The sequence below is a fragment of the Citrobacter sp. CFNIH10 genome (assembly GCF_002934585.1).
In the GTDB taxonomy this organism is placed as follows: Bacteria; Pseudomonadota; Gammaproteobacteria; order Enterobacterales; family Enterobacteriaceae; genus Citrobacter_A; species Citrobacter_A amalonaticus.
The window spans coordinates 2,617,015-2,632,372 of sequence record NZ_CP026216.1 but is presented as its reverse complement, the minus strand read 5'-3'; the positions used below and the strand labels follow the sequence as shown (position 1 = coordinate 2,632,372).

The following is a 15,358-nucleotide window of genomic DNA, read 5'->3' as shown; positions in this document are numbered from 1 at the left end:
TACGCGGGTAGATTTATTAATCTCCGGTAAAAATATAATATCTACGCGAGTAGAACGTGAAGAGCACAAGCCTGCGACGTATGTCGACAGATAACTTCAAGGAGTTCTTATGAACACGCATTCATCCTCTGTTCCCCTGACGGATAACCAACAAGCCGCTCAGGAGCGGCTGGAAACCCCCGAAGGACGCCGCGAATTTTGGCGAGCGACATTTTCCTGCTGGTTAGGCACCACGATGGAGTATGCCGATTTTGCCCTGTACGGCCTTGCCGCAGGCATTATCTTTGGCGATGTCTTTTTTCCGGAAGCGACACCTGTCATGGCGTTACTTTCCAGCTTTGCCGCCTATTCCGTTGGGTTTATTGCTCGCCCCATCGGTGCGCTTCTGTTCGGCTGGATAGGCGATAAACATGGCCGGAAGATTGTCATGGTTATCACGATTGGATTGATGGGCATGTCGACCATGCTAATAGGTTTAATCCCCAGCTACGCCCAGATAGGCGTCTGGGCGCCGGTATGCCTGGTTATCCTTCGATTTTCTCAGGGCCTGGGGGCCGGAGCGGAACTTTCAGGCGGTACCGTGATGCTCGGTGAATATGCTCCCGTTAAACGCCGTGGGCTGGTTTCCTCGATTATCGCGCTGGGCTCAAACAGCGGAACATTACTGGCTTCGTTGGTTTGGCTCATCGTCCTGCAAATGGACAAAGATGACTTATTAAGCTGGGGATGGCGTATTCCTTTTCTTTGCAGCATTCTTATCGCCGCTGCTGCGCTATTCATTCGTCGCCATATGCGTGAAACGCCCGTTTTTGAACGTCAAAAGGCCCTCCTGCAGGCCGAGCGAGAAAAAGTTCTTCGCGAGGGAAAAGCGCAGCAACAGCATGATACACGTAGCTTCTGGAAACGGACCCGTGCGTTCTGGACCATGGTCGGCTTACGCATTGGCGAGAATGGCCCCTCCTACCTGGCACAGGGATTTATCATTGGCTATGTCGCTAAAGTGCTGATGGTGGATAAATCAGTGCCGACCGTGGCGGTGTTTATCGCATCGGTTCTGGGATTTGCCATTATTCCTCTGGCGGGCTGGCTTTCCGATCGATTCGGCAGACGGATCGTCTATCGTTGGTTCTGCTTGTTACTGATCCTGTATGCTTTTCCGGCATTCATGCTGCTGGATTCTCGTGAGCCATGGATTGTCATCCCAACGATCATTACCGGGATGGGAATCGCGTCACTGGGTATTTTTGGTGTTCAGGCTGCATGGGGCGTTGAGCTTTTCGGTGTCAAGAATCGTTATACCAAAATGGCATTTGCAAAAGAGCTCGGTTCGATTATGTCTGGCGGGACAGCGCCACTTATCGCCTCGGCATTGCTCTCGTTTTATGGGCACTGGTGGCCAATCGCTCTCTATTTCGCTCTGATGGCCACAATTGGACTGGTAACCACGTTCTTTGCACCAGAAACCCGTGGACGGGATCTTAACTTACCCGAGGATGCAATTTGAGGCCAGAGAACGTGAGATGCGCGTTCTTTACCAAAGATTTTTGGGTCATAACGCCTTATGCTGTCTGGAAAAAATCACTCTGAACGCAATCAGGTAGGTGCCTCGTGACTCAATCACATTCGCAACGCGTAACACGTTCTGACGTGGCAAAAGAAGCGGGAACGTCCGTCGCTGTCGTTAGTTACGTTATTAATAATGGTCCACGTCCCGTTGCCGAAGCGACCCGGCAACGTGTACTACAGGCCATTAAGAAAACCGGCTATCGACCCAATGGCATCGCGCGTGCGCTGGCTTCAGGGAGTACACAAACTTATGGGCTTGTCGCACCGGATATCTCGAACCCGTTTATCGCCTCTATGGCTCATGCTCTGCAACACGAAGCATTTGCTGATGGCAAAGTACTCCTGCTGGGTGATGCGGGCGACAGTAGCTGCCGTGAACGTGAACTAATTAATAATATGTTGCACCGCCAGGTTGACGGGCTGATCTACACCAGTGTGGATCGCCATCCTTATATCAATTTGATTCAGGAGAGCGGTACGCCCTGCGTTATGCTCGATCGCGTGGATCCTGGACTTAACGTCAGCGTTATCCAGGTTGATGAACAACAGGCGGCGATGCAGGTAACCCAACATCTGATTGATCACGGATATCGCGACATCGGCATCATCTGTGGCCCGCGTGAAATGCTGAATACTCAGGATCGTATCCGGGGCTGGCAGCAGGCGCTGGAAGCCTCATCGCTAATGGTCAATCCTTCATGGATTTTTTCGACCAACTATACCCGCGCCGGAGGTTACGAGGCGACAAAACGTATGCTGCAACGCCAGCCACCGCGCGCGTTGTTCGCGACGAATGAACAGCAGGCACTGGGTTGCTTACGCGCCCTGGCGGAACATGGGCTGCGCGTCCCTGAAGATGTTGCACTGGTCTGTTTTAACGCAACACATGAATCGGCTTACAACGTCCCTTCTTTGACCGCCGTTCTGCAACCGGTCGATAAGATGGCTCGTTCGGCAATTGACATGCTGAAAAATTGGGATGGAGAGGTTCGCCGCGTTGAATTTGAGTTTTATTTACGAACAGGAGAATCGTGTGGCTGCCAGGGACATGAAGTACAACCCGAGACAACGTGAAAATACATCGATGCGTATCATAATTGACTGCGATCCAGGCAATGGCATTCCCGGCGCGAATATTGATGACGGCCTGGCGCTAGCGCTGGCGATTGCCGCTCCGCAAATCACTCTGGAGATGATCACTACTGTCGCAGGAAATACGCCGGCAGATGTGGGATATGCCGTCGCTAAAGATCTCATTGCGCAATTGGCTATTCCCGTTTCTGTTTACCGTGGAGCCTCGCGTGCGCTCCGGGAAGATCCGCTTCCATGGCGTGAAAAACTGGATCAGGGTGTCGATCAGTTTGGCTTACGGCAACTCTGGTCGGAAGTTCCTGCCCCGGCATTGTGCCAACAGGTGCCCCCCCATGCACCCGAGGCGATAGGTGAACTCATCTGTAATAACCCTGGTGAAATCACGTTGGTTGCTACCGGTCCACTCACCAATGTGGCCATTGCCCTGCAGCTTTACCCGCAGATTGTTCACGCGGTCAAAAATATCGTTGTTATGGGCGGCGTATTCAATGTGCCGGGCTACCTGAAAGATACCAATTTTGGTCTGGATCCTGAGGCGGCTCATGCGGTGCTTACCAGCGGCGCGCCCGTCACGCTGGTCCCGATGGATGTGACAACGAAAACTCAAATGCTTCACGCCGATTTGGATCGTCTGGCAAAAACAGAAAACGGGCTTAGCCGTTATCTGGCGCAAACCATTCGTCCGTGGATCACCTACTCTATGCAAACCCGCCATCTGCCCGGATGTTGGATCCATGATGCGTTAACCGTTGCCTGGTTACTGGATCCCTCTCTGGCAACAATGGAGGAAGATTACCTGGATGTCTCTCTGGAAGGCATCACGCGCGGTATGACCTGTCGCTATGGACGTGACACGTTGCGTCTCAATGTAGGGATCCCTGAACCAAAAGGTGCGCGGGTAAAAATTCTGCAGAGCATCGATAACCGGCGTCTTCTTTCGCTGATTGAGCACTATATCCATACCTACCGCGCCTAGCGTTACGGGTCAGAAAAGGAGACCTTTTTTACGCTGTTTGAGGTGAGTTTTCCGGAGGAAATATGAATACGTTATCCTTCCTCTTATTCGGTGAAGGAGAATCTCTGTTAATTACGCTGGGCAAAATTTGCGTCGCTTTTATCCTCGGCGGGATCATCGGTCTTGAAAGGGAATCGAAAGGAAAGCCTGTCGGATTTAAAACGTGCGTCATTATTTCCGTCGCCAGTTGCGTTCTGACCATCGTCTCTATTCAGTCAGCAGAGTATTACGCGGAAATCTCGATGAATATACGTAGCGATCCGATGCGCCTGGCCGCACAAATTATCAGCGGCGTAGGCTTTCTCGGTGCAGGTGTTATCCTTCATCGCCATGACGACGCCATCTCCGGGCTGACAACCGCAGCCATTGTATGGGCTTCTGCGGGAGTGGGAATTACCAGTGGCGCCGGTTTTTATATGCATGCGCTTCTTGCCACAGGCCTGTTCCTGCTGGCCATAAAGCTCAGCTATTTTGTCATCTTTTTACAAACTAAAAATCAATTGCCCGGTAAAGTTAAGATTCGCATTATTCTTGACGAAAAATCAGGGCTACAAACGCTGGTGGAAAGTATTAATCAGCAAAAAAACATTATTGAAGCTATCACCATCCGCGATGTCAAAAAGGGGAAAATAGAGGTTAATCTTAAAGTCGTGATTAGAAAAAAAATGACCTTACCGGAACTTTACAACAACCTTTCCACCCTCGAACATGTCTGCGCCATCGCACTGGAACATTAAAAAAACAGGGTGAAAACAAATCCCTTGACCTTCCCCTTGCTGGAAGGTTTTCAAGTGGCGCAGCAACGTAAGATACTGCGCCAATTCAGCATTTTACAGACTTAACTAGCCCTCAAAACCCCCGTATTGCCTCCAGAGTGTGGACACAATGTGGACATTCCACTTAGGGGATTGTAGCTCACTGCATCCAGTAAATAGTGCAGTGTAGCGCAAAACCGCGCCCGCTAGCGCAGTTTTGCGCTGACAACGTACTGATGCCTGCACAACACAAGGCAAAAGGAAAAGCTTATTGCTCTGCTGTCTGCTCGTACTGCTTCTTGCGCACAGTGCTTCGACTCTCTACATACTTATACATAACAGGCGCAACTATACCCGCTGTAATCATGGCGCAAATTTGCCAAATATAATCGCCATAATTATATAAATAATGTTTTGATATTGTTTGAGTAATCCCATGTATCAAATAAAGAGAAAAGCTACATGTTCCAAGCATAGTAATGGGACGTGAAGTTAGCAATCCAAAGTAATCACACCCGCACTTAATTGTATAAAACACAATAAACATATAAAGTGGAGTCGTTGTGTTATAAGCATGCCTGGTAAAATACAAGGCTAAAAAAAGCAACAACACGCATATTAGATCTGACGGTCTTTTGTTGGTTTTTATTGTTGCAACCAAGAAACCCGCAAGAAAGTACATGATATAACTCAAGTATTGCTCATTACCAATGAGATACTTATAACCTAAGACAAGCACCATTAGAGAAACGACAAATACTTCCTTATACTTTATTTTTTTCATAATTAGATATATAAGTGGTATCGCAAAGTACAAGCGTAATTCCCACACCAATGTCCAAAAAACACCAGACGTGGCAATTTGGAGAGACATACCATTGATATTTGCTCCGGGGGCTTTGAAAATAAAAGGAAGTGAAGATATAAACCATTCCCAAACAGGAGTGTGTCCACCCACATTCATGATAAATGTTGTAATGTAGATAATAAACAACGTTGCAATTACTGGTGGGTATATCCTCATAAACCGTGAAATAGCGAAATCTTTAACATTGAATGATTCTGCAAGTGCTTTTCTGAAAAATAGAAATGCGGAAAGCATAAAAAAAACACCAACAGATAACTCACCGGTTAAATATATAGCTCTTTTAACATTACTTATAGTAATGTAATCAAGAGACCAATAGAAATCAGATTCCCCGCCAGCTCGCCAGTATAAATGAAAGACGGCAACCATGGCAGCACAAATTCCGCGCAAACCATCAAGTGCGGCATACTTATGCTTTTGCGGTTTAATACCCAGAGACTTCGATGTAATAAAAACGGTCACAATTAATATGCTAAGATAGAATCCGTATTCAAGTATATATTTCATTATTTTTCTTGTTTAATCTCATGACTTTTGTGGATATTAACATCTCTTTTATCAATGATGAATCATCACTGTCGTGACTTACGTGTCGGCTCACAGCGATGTCACAGAGAAGCTCGCTGCATAGCGAGGCTTTGTCATTGTAATGTGGACACTTTTGTCGAAGTGTAGACGCTATGTGGACACTGATTTTAAAATCCCTTTCAATCAGCAATTTAAACACTTGACCTTCCCCTTGCTGGAAGGTTTAACCTTTATCACAGTCAGTTAATCCCTGTAATAAAGGAGTGAAGAGATGTCTCACACTATCAACCTGACCCTGGACGGCCTGTCCTGCGGTCACTGCGTCAAACGCGTAAAAGAGAGTCTTGAACAACGCCCGGATGTTGAACAGGCTGAGGTTACCGTGACTGAAGCGCACGTCACCGGCACTGCCAGCGCCGAAGCGCTTATCGACACCATCAAACAAGCCGGTTACGGCGCAGAGTTAAGCCACCCAAAGGCTAAACCGCTGGCGGAGTCATCAATCCCGTCGGAAGCACTGGCAGCGGTCCCTCCTGAGCTTCCGGCAGCGACGGCTGAAGATGAGAGCCAACAGCTGCTGTTAAGCGGCATGAGCTGCGCCAGCTGTGTTTCCCGGGTACAAAATGCGCTGCAAAGCGTTCCCGGGGTCACGCAGGCACGGGTAAACCTCGCGGAACGTACTGCGCTGGTGATGGGCAGTGCGTCCGCCGCCGATTTAGTCCAGGCGGTGGAAAAAGCCGGCTATGGCGCGGAAGCGATTGAAGACGATCTCAAACGCCGTGAGCGCCAGCAGGAAACCGCCGTCGCGACAATGAAACGCTTCCGCTGGCAGGCGATTGTCGCCCTGCTGGTGGGTGTGCCCGTGATGGTCTGGGGGATGATGGGCGATAACATGATGGTGACCGCCGACAACCGCAGCCTGTGGCTGGCGATAGGTCTGGCGACGCTCGCCGTGATGGTTTTTGCCGGCGGCCATTTTTATCGCAGCGCGTGGAAGAGCCTGATGAACGGCACCGCCACGATGGACACCCTGGTGGCGCTGGGCACCGGCGTAGCCTGGTTGTACTCGATGAGCGTCAACCTGTGGCCGCAGTGGTTCCCGATGGAAGCGCGTCATCTTTATTATGAAGCCAGCGCGATGATCATTGGTCTGATTAACCTCGGACACATGCTGGAAGCCCGCGCGCGTCAGCGCTCGTCTAAGGCGCTGGAAAAATTACTCGATCTCACGCCGCCAACGGCGCGAGTGGTGACAGAAGACGGTGAAAAGAGCGTACCGCTGGCAGAGGTTCAACCGGGGATGCTGTTGCGTCTGACCACCGGCGACCGCGTACCGGTTGACGGTGAAATCACCCAGGGCGAAGCCTGGCTGGATGAGGCGATGCTTACCGGCGAACCTATCCCACAGCAAAAAGGGGAAGGCGACAGTGTGCATGCCGGTACCGTTGTGCAGGATGGCAGCGTGTTGTTCCGCGCCAGCGCAGTCGGCAGCCATACTACGCTGTCGCGCATTATCCGTATGGTGCGCCAGGCCCAGAGCAGTAAGCCGGAAATCGGTCAGATGGCCGATAAGATTTCCGCCGTGTTTGTTCCGGTTGTGGTCGTGATTGCGCTGGTCAGCGCGGGTATCTGGTACTTCTTTGGCCCGGCGCCACAAATTGTCTACACCCTGGTGATTGCAACCACAGTACTGATTATTGCCTGTCCGTGTGCGCTGGGTCTGGCAACACCAATGTCTATTATTTCCGGCGTGGGTCGTGCGGCTGAGTTTGGCGTACTGGTGCGTGATGCCGATGCGCTGCAGCGCGCCAGCACTCTGGATACCGTGGTCTTCGACAAAACCGGGACACTGACCGAAGGCAAACCCCAGGTGGTGGCGATTAAAACCGTAGGCGAGACTGACGAGGCGCAGGTGCTGCGTCTGGCGGCGGCGCTTGAGCAAGGCTCCAGCCACCCTCTGGCGCGAGCGATTCTCGACAAAGCCGGTGATGGTGCACTGCCGCAGGTCAACGGTTTCCGCACCCTGCGTGGATTAGGCGTTAGCGGTGAAGCCGAAGGGCATACGCTGTTGTTGGGCAACCAGGCCCTGCTGAACGAGCAGCAGGTTGACACTCGCGAACTGGAAACCGAGATATCGGCCCAGGCTTCTCAGGGCGCTACGCCGGTGCTGCTGGCGATTGATGGTAAAGCGGCAGCGCTGCTGGCCGTGCGCGATCCGTTGCGTAGCGACAGCGTGGCCGCCCTTCAGCGACTGCACCGCGCCGGCTATCGTCTGGTGATGTTAACCGGCGATAACCCGACGACGGCTAACGCCATCGCCAAAGAGGCGGGAATTGATGAGGTGATTGCCGGCGTTCTGCCGGACGGTAAAGCCGATGCCATTAAACGTCTGCAAAGCCAGGGGCGTCAGGTGGCGATGGTCGGTGACGGCATCAATGATGCACCGGCGCTGGCGCAAGCCGATGTCGGGATCGCAATGGGCGGCGGCAGCGATGTGGCTATCGAAACCGCTGCAATTACCCTGATGCGTCATAGCCTGATGGGCGTGGCAGATGCACTGTCTATTTCCCGCGCAACGCTTCGAAACATGAAGCAAAACCTGCTTGGCGCATTCATCTACAACAGCATCGGTATTCCTGTTGCAGCCGGTATTCTGTGGCCGTTTACCGGTACGTTGCTGAACCCGGTGGTTGCCGGTGCGGCGATGGCGCTCTCGTCCATTACCGTGGTGAGCAATGCGAACCGACTGCTGCGCTTTAAACCGAAAGAGTAAGCGATGCCGGATGGCGTTTTAGCGCCGCCATCCGGCAATTCACACATTGCACACCCCTGGGCCACGCGTTAGCATGGGCTTCTGATTAGGGAGGTCGCATGGATCTGTTTTACCGGGTAAAAACATTCTTCGCTACGCTATCCGGCAATCGCTATACCTGGCCCGCCATTGATGTTTCGTTGCCCGGCAACCGCCATTTCCACCTGATTGGCAGTATTCATATGGGCAGTCGCGATATGTCCCCTCTCCCTGCCAGACTGCTCAAAAAGCTTAACAGCGCCGATGCACTAATTGTTGAGGCCGACGTCTCCGGCAATGACAGCCCTTTTGCCGATCTACCCGAATTTGCCGCACTGGAAGAGCGCATCAGCGAGGAGCAGTTGCGCAATCTGCATCACGCGACCGATGAATTGGGAATCTCTCCGACGCTGTTTTCCACACAACCGCTGTGGCAAATCGCGATGGTGTTGCAGGCCACCCAGGCGCAACAGTTGGGATTACGCCCGGAATACGGTATTGATTATCAACTGTTGCAGGCCGCGAAAAAGGCAGAAAAACCGGTGATTGAACTGGAAGGTGCCGCCAGCCAGATTGCACTGTTGTGTGAACTGCCAGACAACGGCCTGGCGCTGCTGGAGGACACACTAACGCACTGGCACACCAACGCCCGGCTACTGCAACAGATGATGAGCTGGTGGCTTGACTCCCCGCCGCAGGACAATCACCTGACGCTTCCCAACACCTTCAGTCAGTCGCTGTACGATGTGCTGATGCATCAACGCAATATCGCCTGGCGGGATCGTCTGGCGGCACTGCCTGCGGGTCGCTATGTGGTGGCCGTCGGCGCGCTGCACCTTTATGGAGAGGGAAATCTACCGGAGCTGATGCGATAAAAAAAGTGGCCAATATTTCTATTGGCCCGTCAAAGAGGAATTTCATCATTATTATTATGCCGCCGCTTAATGCGACGGTGTATGTCGATTGTCGCTCAAACTCTGCATCCTGCCAACATAATTGCGCAAGATGGTACTATATTTCGAACATTCGTTAGAGATATGCTTGACTCGTCATTTGGTTTAGCCAGGAAAAATAGCTATGACACCCGCCGTTAAATTACTCGAAAAAAACAAAATTACGTTCAGGATCCATACCTACGACCACGATCCCGCCGAGACCAACTTCGGCGATGAGGTGGTGCGCAAGTTAGGGCTGAATGCCGATCAGGTGTACAAAACGCTGCTGGTGGCGGTGAATGGCGATATGAAACATCTGGCGGTTGCAGTCACGCCGGTGGCCGGACAACTGGATCTGAAAAAAGTCGCCAAAGCGCTCGGCGCGAAAAAAGTCGATATGGCCGATCCGCTGGTTGCGCAACGCACGACCGGGTATCTGGTCGGCGGCATTAGCCCACTGGGACAAAAAAAACGTCTACCGACGCTGATTGATGCGCCAGCCCGGACGTTTGACACCATTTTTGTCTCTGGCGGCAAACGCGGGCTGGATATTGAACTGGCGGCGGTTGATTTAGCCGCGATTCTGGAGGCTGAATTCGCCGATATCGCCCGCCGGGATTAAGTGATTATAGAATGATGGCCTGATAGCGCGACGCTTATCAGGCCAGGAAACCGCACTAACCTGTAGGCCGGATAAGGTGCCCGCACCGCCATCCGGCACTCCGCCCTGTTACTGCCAGCTAACTTCCCCCTTCGGCTCATACGCACTGGCATCCAGCGGTGAGTTTTTCTGAATGTATTCCTTCAGCACTTCCGCATCAATAAACCCGGTGTTGACGTACCCCGGTTTGTTATCAATACGCGGATAGCCGTCGCCGCCGGTCGCGTTAAAGCTGAGCGTCGCCATACGGTAGGTTTTTGCCGGGTCAACCGGCTCGCCGTTGATTTTCAAATCGTTGAGCTTGCCCTCTTTTGCCACAAAGCTAACCCTGGCAAACTGCGGATAGGCGCCGGAGTCCGGTTTCATTTGCGCCACGGCCGTCAGATAATCCGTCACATCCTTACCGTTCATGTCGGCATATACGACAACGTTGCCGAATGGCTGAACCTTCAGCACGCTTTTATAGGTGATATCCCCGCCGTCAATCGAGTCACGAATGCCGCCGCCGCTCATGACGCCAAAATCGGCACCGGTGCGCGCCATTTGCGCAGCCAGAATCAAATGCCCCATGTTGGTTTGTACAAAACGGACCTTGCTGCGATCGCCTTCCAGTCGGTCATTCACCGCACCAATTTTCACATCCAGCTGCGCTTTTCCTTTATTCTGGAACGGTGACAACAGCGAGAGCATCTGCGCATTCTCCGCGATTTCCGGGGTGTAAAGTACGTGCTCACTTTTCCCGTCTTCCCAGGTCACTTTCTTCTTCAGGTTCACCGGAATCAGCTGATAGTTGACCATTTTCATCTCGCCGTTACGGAACTCAAAGTCCGCGCGACCCACGTATTTCCCCCACTCATGAGCCTGCACGATCCAGATACCATTCTGTTTGTCCGGTGCACACGGCGTACCAGGAACGTAATCCACCTGTTTCTTATTTTCCGCCGCCATGCACACCGGGTCCTGTGAGTGACCACCCACAATCATCGCCAGCGCGCCCTCTGGCAGACTGCGCGCCATTTCAACGTCGCCCGGCGCGTTCGATCCGTGGTTGCCGTTGTCGTAATGCCCCATATGAGTGGTGGCAATCATGACGTCCGGCTTTTCATTCATCTGCAATTCCTGAATCACCACCTTTGCCTCTTCCGCTGGTTTGCGAAATTCAATATCGGTGAAGAACTCAGGGTTACCGATTTTCGCCGTGTCGTCGGTGGTCAAACCGATCACCGCGATTTTCAAATCCTGGCGTTTAAAAATGGCCCAGGGTTTAAACAGGCGCTCGCCGGTACTTTTCTGGTAAATATTGGCTGAGAGAAACGGGAACTTCGCCCACTTCTCCTGCTGACGCAGGACGGTGAGCGGATTATCAAATTCGTGGTTACCGACCGCCATCGCGTCATAACCAATCAGGTTCATCCCGCGAAAGTCGGGCTCAGTATCCTGTAGATCCGATTCGGGTACGCCAGTGTTGATGTCACCGCCGGACAGCAGCAGGACGCTGCCCCCTTCGGCAGCCACCTCGCGACGAATCCCGTCCACCAGCGTTTTTTGCGCTGAGAGACCGTACTCGCCGTATTCGCTGCGCCAGAAATGGCCATGGTGATCGTTGGTATGCAGGATGGTGATTTTATAGGTTTTATCTTTTTCATAAGCCTGAGCAGGCTGACTTGCCAGCGTGAATGCAGCGAACAGTGCCAGCGCCACACCCCGTTTTAAAAATTTCATGTTTCTCTCCCTGATTCCTTCACTCGGCTGAAATTACAATTATCTGAAATAATAGTCGAATAAGTTTTCAGAATTGAGACTTCCTTCAAACCTCGTCCGCAGGTATGTTAGTCAGGTAATAATCACAATGACGATATTCCCCTGTGCGCAACATCATTCACGTTGCATCCGGGTAGCGTGAAGGATAAAGCGCATACATCGCAAATCAGACAGAAGTGACTTTCTATGGCAATGAGTGAACAAACCCAGCCAGCACCTGGTGCGTCCGCGCCAGTCGCTAAGGTACGCACGTCGTTCGGCATTTTAGGCGCGATCAGCCTTTCACACCTGCTTAACGATATGATTCAGTCGTTAATTCTGGCGATCTATCCGCTATTACAGTCCGAATTTTCACTGACCTTTATGCAGATAGGGATGATCACCCTGACCTTCCAGTTGGCCTCTTCGCTACTACAACCGGTGGTTGGCTACTGGACCGATAAGTACCCGATGCCGTGGTCGCTGCCGATTGGCATGTGCTTTACGCTAAGCGGTCTGGTGCTGTTGGCAATGGCCGGCAGTTTTGGCACCGTGCTGTTGGCTGCCGCGCTGGTCGGCACCGGTTCTTCGGTATTCCACCCGGAATCGTCCCGTGTGGCGCGTATGGCCTCAGGCGGACGCCACGGTCTTGCCCAGTCCATCTTCCAGGTGGGCGGTAACTTTGGTAGCTCCCTCGGTCCGTTGTTGGCGGCAGTGATTATCGCCCCTTACGGCAAAGGTAATGTGGCCTGGTTCGTTCTTGCGGCGCTGCTGGCCATTGTTGTGCTGGCGCAAATTAGCCGCTGGTATGCCGCGCAGCATCGAATGAGCAAGGGGAAACCAAAAGCAACGATTATCAATCCACTGCCGCGCAATAAGGTGGTGCTTGCGGTCAGCGTCCTGCTGATCCTGATTTTCTCGAAATACTTCTATATGGCGAGCATCAGCAGCTATTACACCTTTTATCTGATGCAAAAATTCGGATTATCGGTACAAAACGCGCAATTTCACCTCTTTGCTTTCCTGTTTGCGGTTGCTGCAGGAACGGTAATTGGCGGGCCTTTAGGCGATAAGATTGGCAGAAAATATGTCATTTGGGGCTCTATCCTCGGCGTCGCGCCGTTTACGTTGATTTTACCTTATGCCACCCTGCACTGGACCGGCATTTTAACGGTGATCATTGGTTTTATTCTCGCCTCGGCGTTTTCCGCCATTCTGGTGTATGCCCAGGAGCTACTGCCGGGTCGTATCGGCATGGTTTCTGGTCTGTTTTTTGGTTTTGCCTTTGGGATGGGTGGCCTGGGAGCCGCGGTGTTAGGTCTGCTCGCTGACCATACCAGCATCGAGTTAGTCTATAAAATCTGTGCTTTCCTGCCACTTCTGGGGATCTTGACCATATTCCTACCTGATAACCGGCATAAAGCCTGAGTTTTTGCGGCTAAAGCTAAACTTTAGCCGCCCTCTCAGCCTGCTGCCATAAGCCTTTGCTCTGTCTACAACCCATTCGTTTTCCGATCCGTGCTTTTTTCAGCTCAAATTGCAGTTTTCTTCAAAATTCAATAATTATTCATAAACATAATAGTCAAAATTGTCATAAACTATTACCTGGAATTTTGGAAATCAGCTACCAAAGGAGACGGAATGCATCACGCCACCCCGCTTATCACCACCATTGTTGGCGGCCTTGTGCTCGCTTTTATACTCGGCATGCTTGCCAATAAACTGCGTATTTCTCCTCTGGTGGGATATCTGTTAGCGGGCGTTCTGGCCGGTCCTTTTACGCCAGGCTTTGTGGCTGATACCAAACTTGCGCCGGAGCTCGCTGAGCTTGGCGTTATTCTGCTGATGTTCGGCGTCGGTTTGCACTTTTCACTGAAGGATTTGATGGCGGTAAAGTCGATAGCCATTCCCGGCGCGATCGCCCAGATAGCCGTGGCGACGCTGTTGGGTATGGCCCTTTCCGCCATGCTGGGTTGGTCGCTGATGACCGGTATCGTCTTTGGTTTATGTCTTTCAACCGCCAGTACCGTGGTGCTGCTGCGCGCGCTTGAAGAACGACAACTGGTCGACAGTCAGCGAGGGCAGATTGCCATCGGCTGGCTGATTGTTGAAGATCTGGTAATGGTACTGACGCTGGTTCTGCTGCCAGCCGTCGCCGGAATGGTGGAAAAAGGTAACGTCGGCTTCGCCTCGCTGGCCGTCGACATGGGCATTACCATCGGTAAAGTTATCGCCTTTATCGCCATTATGATGCTGGTTGGCCGCCGTCTGGTACCGTGGATTATGGCGCGCAGCGCGGCAACCGGCTCCCGCGAACTGTTTACCCTTTCCGTACTGGCGCTGGCATTAGGTATCGCTTTCGGCGCGGTGGAACTGTTTGATGTCTCCTTCGCGCTGGGCGCGTTCTTTGCCGGGATGGTACTGAATGAATCGGAACTGAGCCACCGCGCGGCCCACGATACCCTGCCGCTGCGCGACGCGTTTGCCGTCCTGTTCTTTGTCTCCGTCGGTATGCTGTTTGATCCGCTGATTCTGATCCAACAACCGCTGGCAGTGCTGGCAACGCTTGCCATCATTATCTTTGGTAAGTCGGTCGCCGCCTTTTTCCTGGTGCGTCTGTTTGGCCACTCGCCGCGCACCGCACTGACCATCGCCGCCAGCCTGGCGCAGATTGGTGAATTCGCCTTTATTCTCGCCGGTCTGGGGATGGCGCTGAACCTGCTGCCGCAGGAAGGGCAAAATCTGGTGCTGGCAGGGGCGATTCTGTCGATTATGCTCAACCCGGTGCTGTTTGCTCTGCTGGAAAAATATCTGGCAAAAACCGAGACGCTGGAAGAACAAACGCTGGAAGAGGCTATCGAGGAAGAGAAGCAAATTCCGGTGGATATCTGCAACCACGCGCTGCTGGTCGGTTTTGGCCGTGTCGGCAGTCTGCTCGGTGAAAAACTGATGGCGGCCGGGATGCCGTTAGTGGTTATCGAAACGTCGCGGACACGAGTGGATGAACTACGCGAGCGCGGGATCCGCGCGGTGCTGGGGAATGCCGCCAATGAAGAGATTATGAATCTGGCGCATCTGGACTGCGCCCGCTGGCTGATCCTCACCATCCCGAACGGCTATGAGGCCGGTGAAATTGTTGCGTCTGCCCGCGAGAAATGCCCGAATATTGAGATTATTGCTCGTGCGCATTATGACGATGAGGTCGAGTACATTACCGAACGCGGCGCTAATCAGGTCGTGATGGGCGAGCGTGAAATCGCCCGTACGATGCTGGAATTGCTGGAAACACCCCCTGCGGGTGAAATCGTGACCGGGTGATCGTCGTGGCATCGGCTCGTTTGCCTGATGGCGCTTCGCTTATCAGGCCTACGTGATGACACAGATAATGGTTACGCCAGGCCGGATAG

The 15,358-nt window shown here is 52.4% G+C and carries 11 protein-coding genes; 9 read left to right on the top strand and 2 right to left on the bottom strand.

The genetic code is table 11. The features are described 5' to 3' along the window. Positions 1-109: 109 nt before the first annotated feature. The 4 genes from C2U53_RS16100 to C2U53_RS16085 all read left to right on the top strand — a co-directional run bounded on the left by C2U53_RS16100 (position 110) and on the right by C2U53_RS16085 (position 4,410). Positions 110-1,504 carry an MFS transporter gene (locus tag C2U53_RS16100; RefSeq protein ID WP_054176090.1) on the top strand — a complete coding sequence of 465 codons (1,395 nt, stop codon included), beginning with the start codon at positions 110-112 and terminating at the stop codon, positions 1,502-1,504. 104 nt (positions 1,505-1,608) lie between these two features. Then, entirely contained in the window at positions 1,609-2,640 is a 1,032-nt protein-coding gene (locus C2U53_RS16095) for a LacI family DNA-binding transcriptional regulator (RefSeq protein ID WP_104446108.1), read from the top strand. A 10-nt stretch (positions 2,641-2,650) separates the two neighbouring features. Further along, positions 2,651-3,634 (top strand): nucleoside hydrolase, encoded by a 984-nt coding sequence (locus tag C2U53_RS16090; protein WP_044265276.1) that lies wholly within the window; start codon positions 2,651-2,653, stop codon positions 3,632-3,634. Positions 3,635-3,696: 62 nt separating this feature from the next. After that, complete coding sequence (locus tag C2U53_RS16085; RefSeq protein ID WP_043001536.1) at positions 3,697-4,410, top strand: MgtC/SapB family protein; 714 nt, start codon at positions 3,697-3,699, stop codon at positions 4,408-4,410. A gap of 286 nt (positions 4,411-4,696) precedes the next feature. Here the strand turns inward: C2U53_RS16085 and C2U53_RS16080 are convergent, their stop codons facing one another. Beyond that, the gene (locus tag C2U53_RS16080) at positions 4,697-5,803 is read right to left on the bottom strand and encodes an acyltransferase (RefSeq protein ID WP_043001537.1); all 1,107 of its coding nucleotides are present in this window, start codon (positions 5,801-5,803) and stop codon (positions 4,697-4,699) included. A gap of 292 nt (positions 5,804-6,095) precedes the next feature. Here C2U53_RS16080 and copA point away from each other — a divergent pair, with 292 nt between their 5' ends. The 3 genes from copA (at position 6,096) to ybaK (ending at position 10,172) form a co-directional block, all read left to right on the top strand. Continuing rightward, positions 6,096-8,597, top strand: coding sequence for a copper-exporting P-type ATPase CopA (gene copA / locus C2U53_RS16075; RefSeq protein ID WP_043001538.1), 2,502 nt, complete (start codon positions 6,096-6,098; stop codon positions 8,595-8,597). Between the two features lie 98 nt (positions 8,598-8,695). Next, positions 8,696-9,490: a TraB/GumN family protein gene (locus tag C2U53_RS16070; RefSeq protein WP_104446107.1), complete on the top strand. Its 795-nt coding sequence runs from the start codon at positions 8,696-8,698 to the stop codon at positions 9,488-9,490. A 202-nt stretch (positions 9,491-9,692) separates the two neighbouring features. Next, entirely contained in the window at positions 9,693-10,172 is a 480-nt protein-coding gene (gene ybaK, locus C2U53_RS16065) for a Cys-tRNA(Pro)/Cys-tRNA(Cys) deacylase YbaK (RefSeq protein WP_043001540.1), read from the top strand. A gap of 108 nt (positions 10,173-10,280) precedes the next feature. On the opposite strand, the gene ushA is transcribed toward ybaK, so the two are convergent. Next, entirely contained in the window at positions 10,281-11,933 is a 1,653-nt protein-coding gene (gene ushA, locus C2U53_RS16060) for a bifunctional UDP-sugar hydrolase/5'-nucleotidase UshA (protein WP_104446106.1), read from the bottom strand. Between the two features lie 225 nt (positions 11,934-12,158). Between ushA and fsr the strand changes: the two genes are divergently transcribed. Together fsr and ybaL are read left to right on the top strand one after the other, a co-directional pair. Then, on the top strand, positions 12,159-13,379 hold the full coding sequence (fsr, locus tag C2U53_RS16055; protein WP_104446105.1) for a fosmidomycin MFS transporter: 1,221 nt from the start codon (positions 12,159-12,161) through the stop codon (positions 13,377-13,379). Between the two features lie 213 nt (positions 13,380-13,592). Beyond that, the gene (gene ybaL, locus C2U53_RS16050; RefSeq protein ID WP_043001543.1) at positions 13,593-15,269 is read left to right on the top strand and encodes a YbaL family putative K(+) efflux transporter; all 1,677 of its coding nucleotides are present in this window, start codon (positions 13,593-13,595) and stop codon (positions 15,267-15,269) included. The last annotated feature ends 89 nt before the right edge of the window (positions 15,270-15,358 follow it).